A 20842-nucleotide genomic window follows, 5' to 3' on the forward strand; every position below is an offset into this window, starting at 1 on the left:
GAGTAGTTCAAAGCGATTTGAATGAAAGTTCCTGGAAAATATCCGGGGTGATTAGTTCTGATTTTAACATTTGGAAACAGCGCAATTCTAATTTTTAACCATTTGGTAATAAATAGATATCCAATATCTCATATATAAAATGCGGTACCTCAGGACCGGTGAGGGGAGAAAATCCATGCTCTTTGGAAGTTCGGAACTGCGCGACAAGTTTCGCGCCATCGACAGATCGCAGGCGGTCATCGAGTTCGATCCGACGGGGCGCATTCTCGACGCCAATGCGAATTTTCTGGCGGCACTCGGCTATACGCTCGATGAGGTCAAGGGCCGGCATCATTCGATGTTTGTCGATGCCGCGGAACGTGAATCGTCGGCCTATCAACAGTTCTGGGACCGGCTGCGCCGCGGCGAGTTTCAGGCCGCCGAATATCGCCGCATCGGCAAGGGGGGGCGCGAGGTCTGGATCCAGGCCTCCTACAATCCCGTGCTGAATGGCGCCGGCAAGGTCTATCGGGTGATCAAGTTCGCGACCGACATCACGGCGACAAAACTGCGCAATGCCGAATATGAAGGCCAGATCGCCGCGATCGGCAAGTCGCAGGCCGTGATCCACTTCACGCTGGACGGCAACATCATCGAAGCGAACCAGAATTTCCTGAGCGCGGTCGGCTATACGCTGGACGAGATCAAGGGCAAGCACCATTCGATGTTCGTCGAGACCGGTGCGCGCAATTCGACGGAGTATCAGCGCTTCTGGGAGGGTCTGCGGCGCGGCGAGTTCCAGGCCGGTGAGTTCAAGCGCATCGGCCGGGGCGGCAAGGAGGTCTGGCTCCAGGCGACCTACAATCCGATCGCCGACGCCATGGGGCGCTACTTCAAGGTCGTAAAGTTCTGCACCGACATCACCGTCATGGTGCGCGAACGCCAGCGGCGCGAGGAGGCCCAGAAGGCGATCGCGACCGACCTCGACAAGGTCACGGAGGCCGTCTCGGAGGCCAACCGGCAGGCGTCGAGCGCCGCCAGCGCCTCGACGCAGACCTCCGCCAACGTCCAGGCGGTCGCCTCCGGCGCGGAGGAGCTTGCCGCCTCGGTGGAAGAGATCAGCCGGCAGGTTTCGGTGGCACGGTCGATCTCCTCGACGGCCGTTCAGCAGGCCGAACGCACCAACGAGATCGTGCAGGGACTGACCAGCGCCGCCCAGCGGATCGGCGCCGTGGTCGAACTGATCAACAATATCGCCGGCCAGACCAATCTGCTCGCCCTCAACGCGACCATCGAGGCGGCCAGGGCCGGCGATGCCGGCCGCGGCTTCGCCGTCGTCGCGTCCGAGGTCAAGAACCTCGCCGGACAGACCTCGAAGGCGACCGACGAAATCGGCCAGCAGATCGATGCCGTCCAGGTCTCGACCAGTCAGGCGGTCAATGCGATCGCCGGCATCGCCGATGTGATCGGCAAGATCAGCGAAATCTCGTCCGGCATCGCGGCCGCCGTCGAGGAGCAGACGGCCGTCACCCGCGACATGTCCGAGAACATGCAGACCGCGTCGAAGGGCGTCGAGGTGATCAGCCGGAACATGAACCAGATCGCGGAGCAGACGAGGTTCGTCGATCAGGCGACCCGGACCGTGCGCGAGGCCAGCCGCGCCATCGCCTGATCGCCATCGCCTGATCGCCGCGGGCCATGCGTCGCCGGCTGAGGGGCCCGGCGAGCTTCGTCCGCGATCCGGTGAAGGCTGCCGGATCACCTCCGGCACGGGACGTGGGTCACGCCGGCACCGTCAAGACGGATCCGTCAGCGCCGCTTGAGCACGAAGACGCCCTGTTCGCCGAACAGGTTCCAGAACCACCACGGCGCGTTGAGGCTCATCGCCTGACCGCCGGCATTGAGCGCCACGGCCTTTTCCATCTCGGCGCCGACATCGGGCTCCTTGGTCAGTTCGACGAAATCCCGGATCGTGCAGAAATGGATGTTGGGGGTGTCGTACCAGCTGTACGGCAGATCCTCGGTGATCGGCATGCGGCCGCGCAGCAGGAACTGCAGGCGGATGCGCCAGTAGCCGAAATTCGGCACCGAGACGATCGCCCGCCGGCCGATGCGCAGCAGGTGCTTCAGCACTTCCTTCGGCTGCCCGGTCGCCTGCAGGGTCTGCGACAGGATGACCACATCGAAAGCATCGTCCGGATAGTAGACGAGGTCGGTGTCGGCATCGCCTTGGATCACCGACAGGCCGCGCGCGACGCATTCGTTGACGCCCTTCTGACTGAGCTCGATGCCGCGGCCGTCGACCGCCCGGCTGCGGGCCAGCCATTGCAGCAAGGCGCCGTCGCCGCAGCCGACATCGAGCACGCGCGCGCCGCGCGGGACCAGATCGGCGATCACGCGCAGATCGACGCGCGGCTCCCCGCCGGCCTGGAAGAGGGTGCCCTGGCCTGCGGCCGTGGTCGTCGGCCGTTCGGTCATGCCAGCCCCCGGGCGCGGGCGGCGCTGTCGATGAAGCCGCGCAGGATGCCGAACAGTTCCGGCTCGTCGAGCAGGAAGGCATCGTGGCCGCGGTCGGTGACGATCTCGGCGAAGGACACGCTGGCGCCGGCCGCGTTGAGCGCATGCACCACGGCACGGCTCTCGGCGGTCGGGAACAGCCAGTCGGAGGTGAAGGACACGATGCAGAAGCGCGTCCTGGTGCCGCGGAAGGCCTCCGCCAGCTTGCCGCCATGCTCGGCCGCGATGTCGAAATAGTCCATCGCGCGCGTCACGTAGAGATAGGAATTGGCGTCGAAGCGGTCGACGAAGGACAGGCCCTGGTGCCTCAGATAGCTCTCGATCTGGAAATCGGCGTCGAAGCCGAAGGTCAACCGGTCGCGCCCCTGCAGGCGGCGGCCGAACTTCGAATGCAGCGAGGCTTCCGACATGTAGGTGATGTGCGCGGCCATGCGGGCGACGGCCAGACCCTTGCGCGGGCTGGTGCCGGCATCGAGATAGCGGCCGCCGTGCCAGTCCGGATCGGCCATGATGGCCTGCCGGCCGACCTCGTGGAAGGCGATGTTCTGCGAGGAATGGCGCGCGCCGGCCGCGATCGGCGCGGCGGCGAAGACGCGCTCCGGATAGGCCGCGGCCCATTGCAGCACCTGCATGCCGCCCATCGAGCCGCCCATCACCAGGAACAGCGTGTCGATGCCCAGATGGTCGATCAGCGCGGCCTGCGAGCGGACCATGTCGCCGATGGTCACGACCGGCAGGTCGAGACCGTAGGGCTTGCCGGTCGCCGGATTGACCGATGCCGGGCCGGTGGTGCCCATGCAGCCGCCGAGCACGTTGGCGCAGATGACGAAATAGCGGTCGGTGTCGATCGGCAGGCCGGGCCCGATGACCAGATCCCACCAGCCCGACTTGCCGGTGACCGGGTGGATGTTGTGGACATGCTGGTCGCCGGTCAGCGCATGGCAGACCAGGATGGCGTTCGACTTGTCCGCATTGAGCCGGCCATAGGTCTGGTAGGCGATCTGCCAGGGACCGAGGCTGTGGCCGGAATCGAGCGGAAGCGGCTGGTCGGCGCCGAACCGCACGACCATGCTGTCCGGCGTCTCCGTCTGGCGCAGGCGGGCCAGTTCGACCGCATCGTCCACGGCGTGAATTCCACCGTTACCCATCTGACCCTTCCGGGAGTTCCAGCCTGTCGCAGGCGGCGGGGCGCTCAGCTATTCGCCGCCGGCCGCCTCTGTCAATGGCATCGGCGACCGACCGGGTCACCGCACTGCCGTGGGATCGGCGGCCGAACACTTGAGCCAATCGCTGCCGTTTGATTTCGCGCGGGCTGTTCCCTATGAAGAAGCCCCGCTCCCGTTGCCGGTTCCGTCATGTCCGATACGCCTCCGCCTGCAGATCTCGCCGTCCGGCTCGGGCAGTTGCGCACGGAGATCGACGCGATCGACGAGGAGGTGCACCGGCTCCTGGTGGCGCGGTCGGCGATCATCGACGAACTGATCAAGGTGAAGCGCACCGACGTGACCGGCGCCGCCTTCCGGCCGGCGCGCGAGGCCGACATGATGCGGCGCCTCGTGGCGCGCCATCGCGGCATCCTGCCGATCATCGCGCTCGAGCATATGTGGCGCGAGATCGTCTCGACCTTCACCTTCCTGCAGGCCCACTACGAGGTCCATCTCGACGGCGGTCGCGATCCCGTCGCCATGCGCGATCTGGCCCGCTTCTACTGCGGCTTCACGGTGCCGGCCCACATGCTGCCCGGGCCCGACGAGGTGATCGAGGCGGTCGCGGCATCGGTCTCCGATCTCGGCATCATCCGCCTGTCGCAGCCGAGCTGGGTCGGCGCCTGGTGGAACCGGCTCGGCGGCGAGGGGCCGCGCGTGATCACGCGCCTGCCCTATATCGACATGCCCGGGCGCGTCGCCGACCTGCCGGCGCTGGTTGTCTCCAATCCGATCAGCGAGCCGATCGCACCGGAGGTGGACATCCTCGCCTGCTCGGGCGTCGGTGACCGCGATCCGGCGCGCGCGCTGGCCGATGCCGGCATCGAATTGCTGGCGCGTCACGACGAAGGCCCGCGCGCCGAATTCCTGATCGCCATACCGGCCGCGCAGGACCGCGCCACCGTTCCGGCCGCCTTCGCGGCGGCGGGTGTGGAGGTCAGGACCCCGCGCGTCGTCGGCGGCTATCCGGCGCCGATCCGCCTGCCGGCGGGCCCGCCCGCCCGCAGCGCGCCGGCCGACTGACCCGTATCGCTCCATACCGATCGCCTGCTCGTTCACTTTCCTGCCGACCACGAGGCCCGTCATGACCGCCGCCCCCCTCGACCGCCCGATCCCGCGCCCCGGCGTGCTCGACATCGCCCCCTATGTTCCGGGCAAGTCCAAGGCGACCGGCGGCGGCAAGCTCTACAAGCTGTCCTCGAACGAGACCCCGCTCGGGGCGAGCCCGAAGGCGATCGCGGCCTATCAGGCCCAGGCGGGCAGCCTGGAATTCTATCCGGACGGTTCGGCCACCGCGCTGCGCGACGCGATCGGCCGGCTCTACGGCCTCGCCCCGGAGCGGCTGATCTGTGGCGCGGGCTCGGACGAGATTCTGAACCTGATCGCCCATGCCTATATCGGCCCCGGCGACGAGGCGATTTATTCGGAGCATGGCTTCCTGGTCTATCCGATCGCGGTGACCGGGGCCGGCGGCACGCCGATCGCCGTCAAGGAGAAGAACCTGACTGCGGATGTCGACGCGCTGCTGGCCGCCGTCACCGAGCGCACGCGCGTCCTGTTCCTGGCCAATCCGAACAATCCGACCGGCACCTATCTGCCTTTCGACGAGGTCAAGCGGCTGCATGCCGGCCTGCCGAAGCGGGTCCTGCTGGTGCTCGACGCAGCCTATGCGGAATATGTCCGGCGCAACGACTACGAGAGCGGCATCGAACTGGTCTCGACCAGCGAGAACGTGATCATGGCGCGCACCTTCTCCAAGATCTACGGCCTCGCCGGCCTGCGCCTCGGCTGGGCCTACGGGCCGGCCGCCGTGATCGACGCCATGAATCGCATCCGCGGCCCGTTCAACCTCTCCGCCCCGGCGATCGCAGCCGGCGTGGCGGCGATCGAGGACCGCGACTTCACGGCGCGTGCCGCCGACCACAATGAGGAGTGGCTGCCGAAGGTGGTCGGCGCGCTCGAGGCGATCGGCCTGACGGTGACGCCTTCGGTCGGCAACTTCGTGCTGATCCATTTCCCGGACGCGGCCGGCAAGCGCGCGCCGGACGCCGATGCCTTCCTGCTCGACCGCGGCATCGTCGTGCGTCGGATGGATGCCTACGGACTGCCCAATGCCCTGCGCATGACGATCGGCTCGGCGGAAGCCAACGAGGCGGCGATCGCGGCGTTGACGGAGTTTCTCCGGTGAGCGCAGCGGAAAAGCCGATTTTCGGGCGCCTGACCCTGATCGGGATCGGCTTGATCGGCGGCTCGATCGCGCGCGTGGCGCGCCGCGACGGGCTCGCCGGCGAGATCGTCGTCTCGACCCGGCGCCAGGAGACGCTCGACCGGGCGGCCGAACTCGGCCTCGGCGACCGCTACACGACCGACATGGCCGCGGCGGTCGAAGGCGCGGACTGCGTGATCGTCTCCGTGCCGGTCGGCGCCTCGGAGGCCGTCGCGCAGGCGATCGGGCCGCATCTCAAGCCGGGCGCGATCGTCTCCGATGTCGGTTCGGTAAAGGCCGACGTGGTCCGCCAGATGGCACCGCACCTGCCGGCCCATGCTCATTTCGTGCCGGCCCATCCGGTCGCCGGTACGGAGCATTCCGGTCCGGATGCGGGCTTCGCGGAGCTGTTCCACAATCGCTGGTGCATCCTGACCCCGCCGCCCGGCACCGATCCGGCGGCTGTTGAGCACCTCGCCGCCTTCTGGCGCGCGACCGGCTCGAAGGTCGAGACCATGACACCCGAGCACCACGACATGGTGCTGGCTATCACCAGCCATATTCCGCATCTGATCGCCTACAACATCGTCGGAACGGCGGCGCATCTCGAACAGGTTACCGCCTCGGAGGTGATCAAGTTCTCGGCCGGCGGCTTCCGCGACTTCACCCGCATCGCCGCCTCCGACCCGACCATGTGGCGGGACGTGTTCCTGCACAACAAGGAGGCGGTGATCGAGATGCTCGGCCGCTTCATCGAGGATCTGTTCGCGCTGCAGCGGGCAGTGCGTTTCTCCGACGGCGATGCGCTGTTCGAGCTGTTCACCAAGACCCGTGCGATCCGGCGCGGCATCATCGATGTCGGCCAGGATACCGCGGCGCCGGACTTCGGACGCGCATCCGCTGGCGGACCGGCCGAGATCCTGGCGAAGGGCTGAGGCTGCCGGCGCGCGCCTCAGGCGCACCGGCGTCCGGTCACCGCCGGGCGGGTGTCCTGTCACCGCCGGGCGGTGGGGGGCGCCCGGCGGATCGCCTCGTAGGCGGCCCATTCGGCGCGCGCGACGCCATCGCGCGGCATCGCATGGGTGGCGCAGAACAGGAGGAAGCTCTGTTCGTCGAAGCGGATGCGCACCGTGCGTACGCCCTTGTCGGACATTTCCCGCTCGAAGGCCCAGCCTTCCTTGAGCCAGGTATCGTAGTCTTCGTAAAGCCGGTCGGCGTCCTCCATCAGCGCCTTGGCCTGCTCGTAGTCCTTGCGGCGGAACCAGCAGAGGGCCAACTGCCGGAAGCCGGAACTGGCCTGCGCGGCGGCGACGGGATCGGTCATGACGGAACTCCGGTTGGATGGTGCCGCAGCGCCGGCGGCGGCATCGCACGCGGCGACGACCGCTTCGGCGCGGCACCCAAGCGGCCACGCCTATAACACCGGGATCACGATGGCGGAAGGCGGGCTGACAGGGACAGGCGGGACCGAGGGATTGACGGACGTCCGGGTGGCTGCGCGCCGTCACGTCGAGCCGGACGGTGCCCCGGCGGCCTGGCGGGCGACCGGCTTCGCGCCGTCGATCACCTTCGATCTCACCGCCGAGGCCCGGCCCGGCTGGTACGCGCTCGAAATCGGGATCCAGGCCGGCCACGACCTGCAGGTCCGCGTGTTGCCCGGCTTCGGCGGCCGGTTCGAGCGGACACGCTCGACCGTCCTGAAGCGGGATGCGGGCGGCATCTTCGTCGGGACCTTCCGGGCGCCCGAACCGTTCCGGCAGATCGAAGTCGAGCCGGGGCGCCTGCCCGGGCCGTTCCGGCTCGAGCGGCTCGTGCTGCGGCGGATGGGCCCCTTCGCGGTCGCCAGCATGGCGCTGGCGGGTGCCGTCCGCGCCGCCCGCCGGGGCCCCGGTCCGCTCGCCGGCTACCTGAAGGCCGCGCTCGCCACGGTCCTGAACCCGCGCCGCTTCGAGACGGCCCAGCCGCCGGGCGGGGGCGGGGAGGGAAGTGACGATGCGCAACGGCGCTACGCGGCCTGGCTCGACGCCCGGACGGCGCCCGATCCCGCGGAGCAATCGCGTCCGCCAGCACCGATCGTCGTGATCGTCCCGATTCTTGATGCCGTCGCGGCCGATGCTGTGGCGGCGACGCTCGGGTCGCTCGCCGGGCAGGTCCGGCGCTTCGACGAACTGGTCCTGGCCGGCCCGGCCGATCGCCTCGCGGCGGCGGATGCGGCGCTGGCGACCGTTCGTGCGTCGGGATGTGCGGCGCGGATCGCGACCGTGCCGGTCGCCGGCGGGGCGACGGCGGCGGCGACCGTGACGGCCGGGGTCGAGGCCTCCGCGGCGGCGGCGATCACCGTGCTGCCGCCCGGCTGGATCGCCGATCCCGGTCTCGTCGGCGCCTTCGCGGCGGAGGCCGAGACGGCCGAGACGTTGGCGCTCGCCTATGCGGACGAGGACGAGACCGGGCCGGACGGGCATCGCCGGCATCCGCGGTTCAAGCCGTCCTGGTCGCCCGCGCTCCTGGAATCCCATGCCTATATGGGCGTGCCCCTGCTGATCGCCCGATCCTGCTGGCCGGCAGAGGCGGCCCGGCTCAGGTCCGGCGCCGAACCCTACGATCTCGCCTTCAGGGTGACCGAAGCCGCGCCGCCGGGCGCGATCCGGCGCGTCGCGCAGACGGTCGCCAGCCGGCGCGACGACGGCCCCGTTGACGGCTGGAGCCCGGCGACCGCGGCGGAGCGTGCGGCGGCGGCGGTCGCCTGCGTGGCGGATCATCTCGCCCGACGCGGCGAGGCCGGGCGCGTGGTTCCGGTTTCGGGGCATCCGGGCTTCGTCCGTGTACGCCGGGCGCTGCCGTCGGCGGCGCCCCTCGTCAGCGTCATCGTGCCGACGCGGGATCGGGCGGACCTGATCGGCGCCTGTCTGGCGGGCCTGGCCGAGCGGACCGACTACCCGGCGCTCGAGATCCTGGTCGTCGACAACGGCTCGGTCGATCCGGACGCCCTCGCGGTGCTGGAGGCCGCCGCGGGTCGTCCGGGCATCCGGCTCCTCCGCGCGCCCGGCCCGTTCGACTATGCCGGCCTCAACAACCGCGCCGCGGCCGCGGCGCGTGGCGAAATCCTCTGTCTTCTCAACGACGACGTGGTGCCGATCGGGCCGGACTGGCTCGCCGCGATGGTCGGCGAGGCGCTGCAGGCCGATGTCGGCCCGGTCGGCGCGACCCTGCTCTACCCGGACGGGACGGTGCAGCATGCCGGCATCCTGCTCGGCATGCACGGCACGGCCGGCCACATGGACCGGGGCCTGCCGGGCGACGCCGCCGGACCGGGCGGGCGGCTGCTGGCAAGGCGCGAGGTCGCCGCCGTCACCGGCGCCTGCCTGGTGGTGCGCAAGGCGGTCTGGGACCGGCTCGGCGGGTTCGACCCGGCTTTCGCAGTTGCCTTCAACGATGTCGATTTCTGCCTGCGCGCACGCGCGCTCGGCCTCAGGACGGTGATCACGCCTGACGCCCGGCTGACCCATTTCGAATCAGCCTCGCGCGGCGCCGACCGGGAGGGCGCGCGGCGCGCGCGGTTCGAGGCCGAAGCGGCGCGGTTTCGGGCACGCTGGGCGGCGTCGGTCCTCGACGATCCGATCGTCTCGCCGTCCTTCGACCGCGCCGAAGGCGCTTTCGCGGTGCGGGCCGCGGAAAATTAAGCTGTTGTTAGGATGCGGGTTTTTCTGTAACTGTCTGTGTCTCTGGGGACACGCGTTTCGGAATTGGGCACCATCGCCAAAGTACGGCTCTGGCTCGCTTTAGACCGGAATGGTATGGAGCCGTCATGGTGGCTCGTTTTTCTGGGCTTTGCGCCCTCACGGTTCGTGCACGCGCTCTGTTCGCGGCGGTCTGCATGCCATTGCTGGCGGCCGGCTGCTCCTCGCTGCCGTCGGACGGGCCGTCGGCGATGGCGATCACCAGCGAGCGCGTCGAGACATCCCTGCCGATCGACTCCTACGTCATCGTGCAGCTCGACGAACCGGTCGTACGGACCATAGGCCCCTGGCGGCCGCACACCTTCGCCGACCGCTTCGCCATCCGCTCCGGTCCGCGCGGCCAGCCGCTCGGCATCGGCGACGTGATCGACATCCGCGTGATGGAAGCGGGCGACAACGGCCTGTTTGCGAATTCCCAGACCCGCGGCGCGCAGTTCCAGGCGCAGATCGACGAGACCGGCAACATCTTCGTGCCTTATGTCGGCCGAATGCGGGCGGCCGGGCGCACCACCGAAGTGCTGCGCGAGGCGATCCAGACCGCACTGGCCGACAAGGCGATCCAGCCGCAGGTCCTGCTCGGCGTCGTCGGCAACCAGGCCAATGCGGCCGTGGTGGTCGGGGATGTGGCGAAGCCCGGCAAGTATCCGCTCAATGTCGGCGGCACCAAGCTGCTCGACATGGTCGCGCTGGCCGGCGGATCGCGCTTCACCACCTACGAGACGACGGTCACGCTGAAGCGCAAGACCGAAGCGGCCTCGATCCTGCTTGAAGATCTGGTTCTCGTTCCGTCCAACAACGTCTATCTGATGCCGGACGACGAGATTCTGCTGTCCTTCGCGCCGCAGACCTACACGCTGCTTGGCGCGGTCTACCGGCCGAGCGAGATCAAGTTCGAGACCAAGACCGTCACGCTGGCGGAGGCGGTCGCGCGCGGCGGCGGCCTCAATACGCTCGCGGCCGATGCCAGCGGCATCTTCGTGTTCCGCTTCGAGGAGCCGCATCTGGTCAAGGCGATCCGGCCGGACTGGCAGCCCAACAGCCCCGGCAAGGTGCCGGTCGTCTACCGCCTGAACCTGCTCGAGCCGAAGGGCCTGTTCCTGGCCCGGCAGATGTGGCTGCGCGACAAGGACATCGTCTACGTGGCGACCGCCCCGTCGGTGGAATTCGCCAAGTTCCTGGACATCGTCGGACGCACGGTCTCGACCGGCCGCGCCGGCATCGGCCTCGCCAACGACATCAAGGTCCTGAAGGCCAACTGACCTGCGGCGGCGTCGGCCGCCGCCATGGCCCCGCCCTGCCGCGCGCCTGCCGGCGCGCCCGCAAGGGCAGCGGCAGGCGGTCATCAACATCAACATCGACATCGACATCGAAAGCGGGACTTCGGTCGCGGTGAATTCGGTCGGGCGCGCACTGCATCTGTAGCGGGCGGCGCCGGTTCGGAACGGCGCGGCACGGGGCAGGGCGGGTGCCTGCGCGTCGTCCGGATGCGCGCGGGCATGGCTTCGGTGAAGCATGCCGCACGGCCGGCCGCTCCGGCCTCAGGTCGGGCGACGGGCTGCGAACTCTCCGGCGATCCGGACGACCGTCGGCCCGAGTGCCGGGACGCCGGGGCTCGCGTCACCGGCAAGCGTCGCCCCCGAGACCATGGCGGCGAGGCTGCCGAGCAGTCGCAGCGGCGCGGCCGGACCGGCCCGATCGGTCCCCGATCCGCCGGTCTCCCGTCCGCCGGCGTCCGACTGCCAAGCCGTCCCGGTCGCACTCGCCGTCAGGGCGGCGCCCTCGATCCCGGCCCGCAGGGCGCCATGGCTGAAGGTCGAGGCGGTCAGGATCGCGCCATCGGCGCCGGCCAGGACGATTGCCGGATCGTCGATCGAGAGCCGCGGCAGGTCGCGCGGGGTCAGCGGCCTGTCGGAGAGGGCTGCCAAGGCCTCGTCGAGGCTTGGATAGTTGCCGGGGTCGGGACCGAGCCGCCAGACCGGGCAGAAATGGGTCAGATCGGACACGGCCGCCTCGAAGCCTGCCGCTGCGTCGGCGCCGACCACCAGAAGCGCCGGCGCGGTCCGGTCGATCGCGGCGGCCAGTTCCGGCCCGGCGGCAGGGCTGTCGTAGAGCACCGGGACGATGCCCGCCCGCATCAGCCCAAGCGCCAGGATGGCGGTCGCAGCCGGGTCCGGGGTCATCAGCCCGACCCTGGCACCGCGCCCGAGACCCTGCTGGCCGGCCCAGCGCGTGACCCGCTGCGAGGCGGCGAACAGGGCGCCCCAGGCGATCCGTCCGGCATGGGGTCCGCCGGACGGGCTCGCAAAGGCGATCCGGTCGTGCCAGCGGTCGGCCCGGGCGGCGAGGCTGTCGACCAGGGTGTAGCCCGGATGGGCGGCGATGCGGCCGAACAGACGGCGGAGCCGCCAGCGGGCGAGGGCGGCGGCCACCCGCCGGCGGACGCCGGTCACGCTTCGGTCCCGGGCTTGGCAATCCCGGCCCGGCGATGGCAGGAAGGTGCCATGACCGACGAACGCCGCCTCGACTTGAAGGGTCTCAACTGCCCGCTCCCGGTGCTGAAGGCGCGCCGCGCGCTCGCCCGCCTGCCGGTCGGCACCCGGCTCGCCGTCGAGGCGACCGACCCGATGAGCGCCATCGACATCCCGCACATGTGTGCCGAGGACGGGCACACCCTGATCGAGACCCGTCGGGACGGCCGGCTGCTGGTCTTCGTCATCGTCGCCGGCCCTCAGCCGAAGCGGCCGGAGAATCCCGAGACATAGAGCGGATTGTCGGCGACAGCGGCCTGGTCCGGCGTGTCGGGGGCGACATGGCCGGCAAAGGCGTCGAACATGCGCCGCACGAAGCCCTCGTCGAGATCCTTGGTGATGAAGACCAGTCGGGTGCGCCGGTCGGCGTCCGGCCAGGCGGGAAGTTGCACCGGCGGATGCAGAACGTGCTGCACGGCATGCAGCACCAGCGGGTGCTCCGGATCCTCGGCCAGCTTGACCACGCCCTTCATGCGCAGGAGGCGCGGGCCGTGGGCCGAGCGCAGCAGGTCGAGAAACAGATCCAGCGAGCCGGCCGGGATCGCCGCATCGGTCGCCAGGCAGAAGGCCCGGATGCGGTCGTCGTGGCGGTTCGGATCATGATGGTGATCGTGGTCGCCGTGGGAATGGTCGTGCCCGTGCCCGTGCCCGTGATCATGGTCGTGCCCGTGATCATGGCCGTGATGATCGTGAGTCGGGCCGCCGCCGAGCCGCGTCTCCAGCCGGCGCCGCTCGGCCTCCCGGTCGCGGAAGGCCTCTTCCTGCAGCCAGCGGCGCACGTCGGCGGACTTGCGATCGGCGTTCCAGAGCCCGGTCTCGAGCAGGGCGGCCGGCGTCGCCTCGCCGCGCGCCGCGTCGAGGATCGCGGCGGCCGGATTGAGCACGCGCAGCCGGGTGGCGAGCATGACCAGCGCCGGGCGCCGTGCGGGTTCGACCAGATCGGTCTTGGTCAGCACGATCCGGTCGGCGACCGCGGCCTGCTTGACCGCCTCCTCCTGGGCGTCGAGCGTCGCCATGCCGTTGACCGCGTCGACGACCGTGACCACGCCGTCGAGCCGGTAGCGCCGCACCAGATAGGGATGACGCATGACGGTGTGCAGGATCGGCGCCGGGTCGGCGAGGCCGGTGGTCTCGATCACGACGCGCGAAAGCCGCCGGAGGCGGCCATTGTCGAGCCGCTTGAGCAGATCCTCCAGGGTCGCGACCAGATCGCCGCGGATGGTGCAGCAGAGGCAGCCGGAGGACAGTTCGACCACGCCGTCGTCGGCACGCTCGACCAGCACGTGGTCGATGCCGATCTCGCCGAACTCGTTGACGATCACCGCCGTGTCGGCCATCGCCGGATCGCCGAGCAGGCGGTTGAGCAGGGTCGTCTTGCCCGCGCCCAGGAAGCCTGTGATCACGGTGACGGGGATCGGCGCGCCCGGTTCGGGGCGCACGTCGCTGGGGTCGGCGGAGGCCATGGTCGGGTCCATCCTGGCGGGGGCGGTCGAGATGCGCCGGACCCTATTTCTTCTTGCGACGCGGGTCGACGGTTTTGGCTTCGGCGGCATGCGCCGTCTTGGCGGCCGGCTTCGCGGCGGCGAGCTTCGGCTTGCGTTCCGGCAACGGCAGGTCGACGGCCGCGATCGGTTCGGCGCCCCGCCGTGCCGCTCCGGGTGCCGTCGCGCCGCCCTGGCCGGCGATCACCATGGGGGTGCCGTTGGCGGGCGGCAGCACGGCATCGAGGCCGGCACCGGAGGCCGGTCCGGTCGCGGGCTTCGGAATGGCGCCCGGCGGGGTGTTGGAGAAGAGATTGAAGGCGCGCGCCGTGGTGCTCTGGCCCTCGGGCGGGGCCGCTTGGTCCTGGCCGGAGCCGCCGGGGAAGATCGCGCCCGGCGGCGGTTGACGGGCCGGCGCCACGAGCGCGGCGACGTTGGATCCGGCCGGCAGTTTGCCGCCGCCCGCCGCGATCGCCGTCGCGCCAGCGGGGGCGGAGGCATCGGCGCCGCCGGTCCAGACCTTCACCGGGGCGCCGATATCGAAGCGGGCGGTCAGCCAGGAACCGGCCTGCCCGCCCGCGCCACGCTTGGGGGTGCCCTGGCCGGCGATGATGATGCGGCCCTGGTCTTCCGGGGGCGGCGGCGGCGCGGCGGCGAGATCGTCGGCGTCCTCGCCGACCTGCCGGCGGTTCTTGCCGCAGACCTCCTCGCGGATGTCGAGCGGCGGCATCGCTGCCTCCGGACCGGCCGCCATGGAGTCGATCTGCTCGCGGCTGGAGAACATGGTCATCAGGCCGCCGGAGCCGTCGAAGGCCTTGGTGAACAGTTCCGCCGCCTTCTCGGCGCGCACGCGCGCATTCGGCGAGCCGAGCACGACCGCAACCAGCCGCTTGTCGCCGCGCGTCACCGTCGCCACGACGTTGAAGCCGCCCGAGCAGATGAAGCCGGTCTTCATCCCGTCGGTGCCGGGATAGCGGTCCATCAGGTGGTTGTGGTTGCGGATCACCCGCTTGCCGAACTGGATGCCGGGCAGGCTGAAATAGCCGGCATATTCGGGGAATTCGCGGATCAGCGCCCGGGCGAGCAGGCCGAGATCATGCGCGTTGGTATATTGCGCCGGGTCGGGCAGGCCGTTCGGATTGGCCCAGACGGTCCGGCTCATGCCGAGCCTGCGCGCCTGCGCGTTCATCTCCGCCACGAAGGCTTCCTTGGAGCCGCCGACCGCCTCGCCGAGCGCCCAGGCGACGTCGTTGGCCGATTTGACCATGACCATCTTGAGCGCGTTGTCGACCGTCAGCACGGTGCCGGTCGGGAAGCCCATCTTGCTCGGCGGCTGGGTATTGGCCTCCGGCGACATGACCACCGGCGAGGACAGCTTGAGGCGCCCGGCCTTGAGCGCCTGGAAGGTGACGTAGCCGGTCATCAGCTTGGTGACCGAGGCCGGATACCAGGCTTGGAAGGCATTGTGCCGGTCCAGCACCTCGCCGGTTCGGGCGTCGAAGACCAGATAGGCGTGGGCGGCATCCGAGCGGGCCGGCACCGCGAACAGTGCCACCAGCATTGAGGCAGTCCCGATGAGCCGGCCGGCCTTGGCCGCGAAGGACAGCGGGAGCCGGCGGCCATGCCGCAGTCTGGTCGGATCGATCGGCATCTTGGCTCCGGAATTCCGACGGGCCTGACCGCGCCGAAGCGGGGCGAAGTCGGACATTGAATAGTCGATTTGCGGCCCGACGGCAAAGCCTCGTCGCGGCTTCGGTCGGGCATGGCGGCTGCGCCACAAGGGGCGATGAAAGGCGCGGCATACTGCCCAACACATGAGCATCCATGCGTCTGGGCAACCGGCGACCTGTTGGGCAAGATGCCGAAAATTCCGACCACAATGCGGCATGCCCGCTGGCCCCGGTCTTGCTCCCGGGGCAGCCGGACTGCCGACCGGCCTTTCCGGGCCCGCCGACAGGCCTTTCCGGGACTGAGACGGCACGATCGGGGACAGACGGGGACGCATGCTGGCGACGGACGCGATCTTGGACAGGACGATGCCGGACCCGGCCGGGACGGCGTCGAGCCGCGCCGCAGCGTCCGATGCCGCCGCCGCCGCACGCGCTGACGCGGCCTGCGGCGCAAATGCCGCGGGTCCGGCCGTGCTGGAACGCGCGCGCGGCCGGGCCGAGATCGCCTTCAAGCTGTCGGCCGGCGCGACCCGGGTCGACCGCTTGTTCCAGGAGGGCCAGGCCAAGATCCGCCTGCCGCGCGGCGAACCGGGCGATCCGCCGACCGCGGTCGTCATCAACACCGCCGGCGGCGTCACCGGCGGCGACCGGCTCGACATCGCGGCCTCCTGGGGACCCGGCACCACCGCGGCCGTGACCGGACAGGCGGCGGAGCGCATCTACCGGTCCTCGGGCGGCGCGGGCACGATTCGCAACCGGCTGTCGGTCGGCGCCGGCGCCACGGCCGAATGGCTTCCGCAGGAAACCATCCTGTTCGACCGCAGCCGCCTGGCGCGCCGCCTGGAGGTCGATCTCGCCGCCGATGCGCGCTGCCTGATCGTCGAGAGCGTGTTCTTCGGGCGCGGCGCCATGGGCGAGCGGGTCACCGATGGCGCCATCACGGACCACTGGCGCGTCCGCCGCGACGGCCGGCTGGTTCTGGCGGAGAGCTTCCGGGCCGGTGGCGACACGACGGGACTGTTCGCCGGGCGCGCCACGGGTGCCGGCGCGATCGCCTTCGCCACACTGCTCTATGCCGCCCCGGATGCCGACCGGTATCTCGACAGGCTGCGCGGGCTCGTCGATGATGACGCTCGGGAACCAGCGGTGGAGGCCGGCACGAGCGCCTTCGACGGCTTCCTGGTGGCGCGTTTCCTGTCGCCCTCGCCGCAGGCGCTCCGGCGCGACCTCGTCCGCATCCTCGAAGCCTTCCGCGGCCGGCCGATGCCGCGGCCCTGGTCCTGCTGATCAACGCGAAGAGAGACCCCGCATGAACCTGACGCCCCGCGAAAAGGACAAGCTCTTCATCGCCATGGCGGCGATCGTCGCGCGCAAGCGGCTGGAGCGCGGCGTGAAGCTGAACCATCCCGAAGCGATCGCGCTGATCTCCGACTTCGTCATGGAGGGCGCCCGCGACGGCCGCACCGTCGCCGAGCTGATGGAGGCCGGCGCCCATGTCGTCACCCGCGACCAGGTCATGCCCGGCATCGCCGAGATGATCCACGACGTCCAGGTCGAGGCCACCTTCCCGGACGGCGTCAAGCTCGTCACCGTCCACGAACCGATCCGCTGAGGAGACCGGCATGATCCCCGGAGAAGTCATCCCCGCCGCCGGCGAGATCGAGCTCAATGCCGGCCTGCCGACCGTCACGCTCGAGGTCGCCAATACCGGCGACCGCCCGGTCCAGGTCGGCTCGCACTATCATTTCTTCGAGACCAACCCGGCGCTCGTCTTCGACCGCGACAAGGCCCGCGGCATGCGGCTCGATATCCCCGCCGGCACCGCCGTGCGCTTCGAGCCCGGCCAGACCCGCAGCGTCACGCTGGTCCCCTATGGCGGCAAGCGCGAGGTCTATGGATTCCGCCAGGCGGTGATGGGGACGTTGTGAACGGGTTCCGCACGGCGGTGACGGGCGCCCTGTAGGCGGCCAAGTGCCGTTCAGGCCTCCAGATCCGGCAGGGACAGGCCTTGGAGAGACCAGTGCATTCCGAACAGATCGCGCACGGCACTGACCCTCGGCTCGGACTGGCTCGCAGCGGCGAGCAGGTCCATGAGCAGGGCGCGGCTGTCCTTGCCGTCGAGCACCGAGAAGGCGAGGCCGCGCAGCCGCGGATCGAATGTCGCGATGGCCCGGGCGGCGAAATCCTTGCGCGGCAGGTCCCGATGCTCCGCGACGAAGCGGTCGATTGCGGCCGCAAGGTTGGCCATGCCGCGGCCGACCTGGTCGCGATAGTCGAGAACGCGGTCGGCCACGTCCTCCGGCAGCAGGGGCACGATGTCGTCGACGCTTCCGGCGCAGACCCAGCCCAGCACATTCTTCTCGAACTCAACGAGGCTGAGCGCCTTGTGGCGGAGCACATAGGCCTCGGTCTTCAGTTTCAGCCGATGGCCGTCGTCGAAGGCCAGCACATAGCCCTCGATGCCGGTGGCGGCGCGCACGCGCGCGACGAATTCGGCGGCATCGTCGACCGTGCCGTGGTCCTCGACCAGGGCCACGCCGAAGCGCCCGGCGAGCCGCTCGATCTCGGCGCGCGGCAGATAGAGGCCCGAGACCATCTCGCGGGCCGCCAGAAGGGTCCATTGCGGCCGGTCATAGGCGAGAACGATGCGGTTCTCGGGCGCGGTGAACTCGAAGATCGGCGTGATGCCGGCCTCGACCAGATGCCGGCTGATGTCGAATTCCGGCGCCGCCGCGTGTCGTTGCGCGCGGGCGGACTGCTCGGTCTCTCCCATGCGCGTCATGAAGCGCAAGGCGCCGTCGATGAGAACCGGATGGATCATCGAGCCGTCGAGCTTCGCATGGATGCGGTGTGGCGCCGACCAGTCGACCTCCTCCAGGCGCTGGCGTTCGCCGAGGTTGAAGAACTTGTGGAACGGACGGCCGATCAGGCGCCCGTCGCGGTCGAATTTCAGGCCGCGGCATTCGAGCGAGATCGCGTCCGTGAACGTGTCCGAGACGGTATGCACATAGTCGACCACTGTGTGGTCGCCGCGGCGCGAGACGACGAAGCCCCGCTCGTAGGACACGTGCGGCGCCACGTCGGACAGCGTTTCGATGCGAGGGAAGTCCACCGCGATGCCCTTCGAACCACAATCTATGGATGTACGATAGCCCGCGTTGGGTTGGTTCGCCAGCACGGGCGGGCCGCACGGCGTTGAAATTCGACTGCAGGCACCGATCCCCCTTCGCGGCGCGACCCGGACGCGCCGTCGGTTAGACGAGGAACTCCATGTCCTTCAAGATCTCCCGTTCCGCCTATGCCGACATGTTCGGCCCGACCGTGGGCGACAAGGTGCGGCTCGCCGATACCGACCTGATCATCGAGGTCGAGCGCGACCTGACCACCTATGGCGAGGAGGTCAAGTTCGGCGGCGGCAAGGTCATCCGCGACGGCATGGGCCAGGCGCAGACCACGCGCGCGGACGGCGCGGTCGACACCGTGATCACCAACGTGCTGATCGTCGACCACTGGGGCATCGTGAAGGCCGATGTCGGCCTCAAGGACGGCAAGATCCATGCGATCGGCAAGGCCGGCAATCCGGACGTGCAGCCGGGCGTCGACATCATCGTCGGCCCGGGTACGGAGGCGATCGCCGGCGAGGGCAAGATCCTGACCGCGGGCGCGCTCGACACCCACATCCATTTCATCTGCCCGCAGCAGATCGACGAGGCGCTGATGTCCGGCGTCACCACCATGCTGGGCGGCGGCACGGGACCGGCGACCGGCACGGCGGCGACCACCTGCACGCCCGGCCCCTGGCATCTGAAGCGGATGCTGCAGGCCGCCGAGGCCTTCCCGATGAACCTCGCCTTCGCCGGCAAGGGCAATGCCTCGCTGCCGGCCGCGCTCGCCGAGCAGGTCCTGGCCGGCGCCTGCGCTCTGAAGCTGCACGAGGACTGGGGCACCACGCCGGCGGCGATCGACAACTGTCTCTCGGTCGCCGACGAATACGACGTGCAGGTGATGATCCACACCGACACGCTGAACGAATCCGGCTTCGTCGAGGATACCGTCGCGGCCTTCAAGGGCCGCACCATCCACGCCTACCACACCGAGGGCGCCGGCGGCGGCCATGCGCCGGACATCATCAAGGTCGCTGGGCTGCCCAACGTCATCCCGTCCTCGACCAACCCGACCCGGCCCTATACGCGCAACACCCTCGACGAGCATCTCGACATGCTCATGGTCTGCCACCATCTCGATCCGTCGATCCCCGAGGACGTGGCCTTCGCGGAGAGCCGCATCCGGCGCGAGACGATCGCGGCGGAAGACATCCTGCACGACATGGGCGCCTTCTCGATCATCTCGTCGGACAGCCAGGCGATGGGCCGCGTCGGCGAGGTCCTGATCCGCACCTTCCAGACCGCCCACAAGATGCGCGTGCAGCGCGGGCGCCTCGGCGAGGAGACCGGCGACAACGACAATTTCCGCGTCAAGCGCTACATGGCCAAGGTGACCATCAACCCGGCCATCGCGCATGGCCTGTCGAACTATGTCGGCTCGATCGAGGTCGGCAAGTTCGCCGATCTGGTGCTGTGGTCGCCGGCCTTCTTCGGAGTCAAGCCGGACCTGATCCTCAAGCTCGGCACCATCGCGGCCGCCCCGATGGGCGACCCGAACGCCTCGATCCCGACCCCGCAGCCGGTCCACTACCGGCCGATGTTCGGCGCCTTCGGCAAGGCGCTGTCGGCCTCGGCCATCACCTTCGTCTCCAAGGCCGCCTACGAGGCCGGCATCGCCGAGAAGCTCGGCCTCGACAAGGTCGTGCTGCCGGTCGAGAACACCCGCGGCGGCATCGGCAAGGCGGCGATGGTTCACAACCACGCCACGCCGGACATCGAGGTCGATTCCGAGACCTACGAGGTCCGCGCCGACGGCGAATTGCTGACCTGCGAACCGGCCACCGTCCTGCCGATGGCGCAGCGGTATTTCCTGTTCTGAGGCGGGCGGTCGCGATCCGGCATCGACGCCCGGCAAGCATCGGGTCGTGACCTCGCCATCCGGGACGGGGTTCGGGGTATCGAGACGCGGCTCGTACGCGACCGCGGGTCCCGCGGCCCGGGATGCGCGACCGACCGAAGGGCGTCCGCACCGGTGGCGACATCGGAACGGTCAAGACGCGGCGCTGCCCGGTTTGCCTCGGGCCTCTTTGGCCTTGGCAGGATCGGAGGGTGACGTTGATGCCGGGTCGGTACGAGCGGCGACGACAAAGACGAGCAGTCAATCTCGACATGCGACCTGACGTCGCATAATGCAACCAAAAGATATATTCGATCTTGCGGATATTGGGATCTGGTAGTATTATTCCCGATATCGCGCAAGAAAATGCGGTGAGCTCATGCGGCGCATCGAAGTTCATATCTTCCAATCGCGCAAAATCAGCTGAATTTGGCTTATCGATTCTACCATGGCGAGATAGGACTTATTTTGTCTGAATGAGATGGTCAGGCAGTAAGATCTATTGCGACATTGGTTTA

18 protein-coding genes are annotated in these 20842 nt (G+C 69.3%); 11 read left to right on the forward strand and 7 right to left on the reverse strand.

Translation table 11 applies throughout. The features are described 5' to 3' along the window. Nucleotides 1-175: 175 nt before the first annotated feature. Nucleotides 176-1651, forward strand: a complete 1476-nt coding sequence (locus KL771_RS16545; RefSeq protein WP_261969650.1) for a methyl-accepting chemotaxis protein — start codon at nt 176-178, stop codon at nt 1649-1651. Nucleotides 1652-1788: 137 nt separating this feature from the next. Here KL771_RS16545 and metW read toward each other — a convergent pair whose 3' ends face one another. Continuing rightward, nucleotides 1789-2457: a methionine biosynthesis protein MetW gene (gene metW / locus KL771_RS16550; RefSeq protein ID WP_261969651.1), complete on the reverse strand. Its 669-nt coding sequence runs from the start codon at nt 2455-2457 to the stop codon at nt 1789-1791. Next, the gene (gene metX / locus KL771_RS16555) at nt 2454-3566 is read right to left on the reverse strand and encodes a homoserine O-acetyltransferase MetX (RefSeq protein WP_261969893.1); all 1113 of its coding nucleotides are present in this window, start codon (nt 3564-3566) and stop codon (nt 2454-2456) included. The genes metW and metX overlap by 4 nt, the downstream gene beginning before the upstream one ends. A 285-nt stretch (nt 3567-3851) precedes the next feature. Here metX and KL771_RS16560 point away from each other — a divergent pair, with 285 nt between their 5' ends. The 3 genes from KL771_RS16560 (at nt 3852) to KL771_RS16570 (ending at nt 6842) form a co-directional block, all read left to right on the forward strand. Beyond that, nucleotides 3852-4724 carry a chorismate mutase gene (locus KL771_RS16560; RefSeq protein WP_261969652.1) on the forward strand — a complete coding sequence of 291 codons (873 nt, stop codon included), beginning with the start codon at nt 3852-3854 and terminating at the stop codon, nt 4722-4724. A 61-nt stretch (nt 4725-4785) separates the two neighbouring features. Then, nucleotides 4786-5889, forward strand: a complete 1104-nt coding sequence (gene hisC, locus KL771_RS16565; RefSeq protein WP_261969653.1) for a histidinol-phosphate transaminase — start codon at nt 4786-4788, stop codon at nt 5887-5889. Beyond that, nucleotides 5886-6842 (forward strand): prephenate/arogenate dehydrogenase family protein, encoded by a 957-nt coding sequence (locus KL771_RS16570; RefSeq protein ID WP_261969654.1) that lies wholly within the window; start codon nt 5886-5888, stop codon nt 6840-6842. Before hisC ends, KL771_RS16570 begins: the two co-directional genes overlap by 4 nt. A gap of 59 nt (nt 6843-6901) precedes the next feature. Here KL771_RS16570 and KL771_RS16575 read toward each other — a convergent pair whose 3' ends face one another. Then, on the reverse strand, nt 6902-7231 hold the full coding sequence (locus KL771_RS16575; protein WP_261969655.1) for a hypothetical protein: 330 nt from the start codon (nt 7229-7231) through the stop codon (nt 6902-6904). 166 nt (nt 7232-7397) lie between these two features. On the opposite strand from KL771_RS16575, the gene KL771_RS16580 reads away from it, so the two are divergent. Next, nucleotides 7398-9587, forward strand: a complete 2190-nt coding sequence (locus tag KL771_RS16580) for a glycosyltransferase family 2 protein (RefSeq protein ID WP_261969656.1) — start codon at nt 7398-7400, stop codon at nt 9585-9587. A gap of 194 nt (nt 9588-9781) precedes the next feature. Then, on the forward strand, nt 9782-10903 hold the full coding sequence (locus tag KL771_RS16585; RefSeq protein ID WP_261969657.1) for a polysaccharide biosynthesis/export family protein: 1122 nt from the start codon (nt 9782-9784) through the stop codon (nt 10901-10903). A 279-nt stretch (nt 10904-11182) separates the two neighbouring features. On the opposite strand, the gene KL771_RS16590 is transcribed toward KL771_RS16585, so the two are convergent. Continuing rightward, nucleotides 11183-12094 (reverse strand): AMP-binding protein, encoded by a 912-nt coding sequence (locus KL771_RS16590; protein WP_261969658.1) that lies wholly within the window; start codon nt 12092-12094, stop codon nt 11183-11185. 51 nt (nt 12095-12145) lie between these two features. On the opposite strand from KL771_RS16590, the gene KL771_RS16595 reads away from it, so the two are divergent. After that, nucleotides 12146-12406: a sulfurtransferase TusA family protein gene (locus KL771_RS16595; protein ID WP_261969659.1), complete on the forward strand. Its 261-nt coding sequence runs from the start codon at nt 12146-12148 to the stop codon at nt 12404-12406. Here the strand turns inward: KL771_RS16595 and KL771_RS16600 are convergent. Continuing rightward, nucleotides 12373-13635, reverse strand: a complete 1263-nt coding sequence (locus KL771_RS16600; protein WP_261969660.1) for a CobW family GTP-binding protein — start codon at nt 13633-13635, stop codon at nt 12373-12375. The two genes, KL771_RS16595 and KL771_RS16600, sit on opposite strands and share 34 nt — an antisense overlap. Before the next feature lie 43 nt (nt 13636-13678). Then, nucleotides 13679-15304, reverse strand: a complete 1626-nt coding sequence (locus tag KL771_RS16605; protein ID WP_261969661.1) for a D-alanyl-D-alanine carboxypeptidase family protein — start codon at nt 15302-15304, stop codon at nt 13679-13681. Between the two features lie 373 nt (nt 15305-15677). Here KL771_RS16605 and KL771_RS16610 point away from each other — a divergent pair, with 373 nt between their 5' ends. From KL771_RS16610 to KL771_RS16620, 3 genes are read left to right on the forward strand one after another with little or no spacing between them, the layout of a single operon-like run. Continuing rightward, nucleotides 15678-16610, forward strand: a complete 933-nt coding sequence (locus KL771_RS16610; protein WP_261969662.1) for an urease accessory protein UreD — start codon at nt 15678-15680, stop codon at nt 16608-16610. Nucleotides 16611-16632: 22 nt separating this feature from the next. After that, nucleotides 16633-16935 carry an urease subunit gamma gene (locus KL771_RS16615; RefSeq protein WP_054360070.1) on the forward strand — a complete coding sequence of 101 codons (303 nt, stop codon included), beginning with the start codon at nt 16633-16635 and terminating at the stop codon, nt 16933-16935. 10 nt (nt 16936-16945) lie between these two features. Continuing rightward, nucleotides 16946-17251: an urease subunit beta gene (locus KL771_RS16620; RefSeq protein WP_261969663.1), complete on the forward strand. Its 306-nt coding sequence runs from the start codon at nt 16946-16948 to the stop codon at nt 17249-17251. A gap of 50 nt (nt 17252-17301) precedes the next feature. Here the strand turns inward: KL771_RS16620 and KL771_RS16625 are convergent, their stop codons facing one another. Next, nucleotides 17302-18435, reverse strand: coding sequence for an RNA ligase (locus KL771_RS16625; protein ID WP_261969664.1), 1134 nt, complete (start codon nt 18433-18435; stop codon nt 17302-17304). Between the two features lie 158 nt (nt 18436-18593). On the opposite strand from KL771_RS16625, the gene ureC reads away from it, so the two are divergent. Further along, complete coding sequence (gene ureC, locus KL771_RS16630; protein ID WP_261969665.1) at nt 18594-20306, forward strand: urease subunit alpha; 1713 nt, start codon at nt 18594-18596, stop codon at nt 20304-20306. Nucleotides 20307-20842 lie beyond the last annotated feature (536 nt).

This window comes from Prosthecodimorpha staleyi (genome assembly GCF_018729455.1).
GTDB lineage: Bacteria > Pseudomonadota > Alphaproteobacteria > Rhizobiales > Ancalomicrobiaceae > Prosthecodimorpha > Prosthecodimorpha staleyi.

Excerpts from the sequence above, each read along its gene's own strand:
- KL771_RS16545 (WP_261969650.1), top strand. The coding sequence starts at position 176 with ATGCTCTTTGGAAGTTCGGAACTGCGCGACAAGTTTCGCGCCATCGAC.
- metW (WP_261969651.1), bottom strand. The coding sequence starts at position 2,457 with ATGACCGAACGGCCGACGACCACGGCCGCAGGCCAGGGCACCCTCTTC.
- metX (WP_261969893.1), bottom strand. The coding sequence starts at position 3,566 with ATGGTCGTGCGGTTCGGCGCCGACCAGCCGCTTCCGCTCGATTCCGGC.
- KL771_RS16560 (WP_261969652.1), top strand. The coding sequence starts at position 3,852 with ATGTCCGATACGCCTCCGCCTGCAGATCTCGCCGTCCGGCTCGGGCAG.
- hisC (WP_261969653.1), top strand. The coding sequence starts at position 4,786 with ATGACCGCCGCCCCCCTCGACCGCCCGATCCCGCGCCCCGGCGTGCTC.
- KL771_RS16575 (WP_261969655.1), bottom strand. The coding sequence starts at position 7,231 with ATGACCGATCCCGTCGCCGCCGCGCAGGCCAGTTCCGGCTTCCGGCAG.
- KL771_RS16585 (WP_261969657.1), top strand. The coding sequence starts at position 9,782 with ATGCCATTGCTGGCGGCCGGCTGCTCCTCGCTGCCGTCGGACGGGCCG.
- KL771_RS16595 (WP_261969659.1), top strand. The coding sequence starts at position 12,146 with ATGACCGACGAACGCCGCCTCGACTTGAAGGGTCTCAACTGCCCGCTC.
- KL771_RS16600 (WP_261969660.1), bottom strand. The coding sequence starts at position 13,635 with ATGGCCTCCGCCGACCCCAGCGACGTGCGCCCCGAACCGGGCGCGCCG.
- KL771_RS16605 (WP_261969661.1), bottom strand. The coding sequence starts at position 15,304 with ATGCCGATCGATCCGACCAGACTGCGGCATGGCCGCCGGCTCCCGCTG.
- KL771_RS16615 (WP_054360070.1), top strand. The coding sequence starts at position 16,633 with ATGAACCTGACGCCCCGCGAAAAGGACAAGCTCTTCATCGCCATGGCG.
- KL771_RS16620 (WP_261969663.1), top strand. The coding sequence starts at position 16,946 with ATGATCCCCGGAGAAGTCATCCCCGCCGCCGGCGAGATCGAGCTCAAT.
- ureC (WP_261969665.1), top strand. The coding sequence starts at position 18,594 with ATGTCCTTCAAGATCTCCCGTTCCGCCTATGCCGACATGTTCGGCCCG.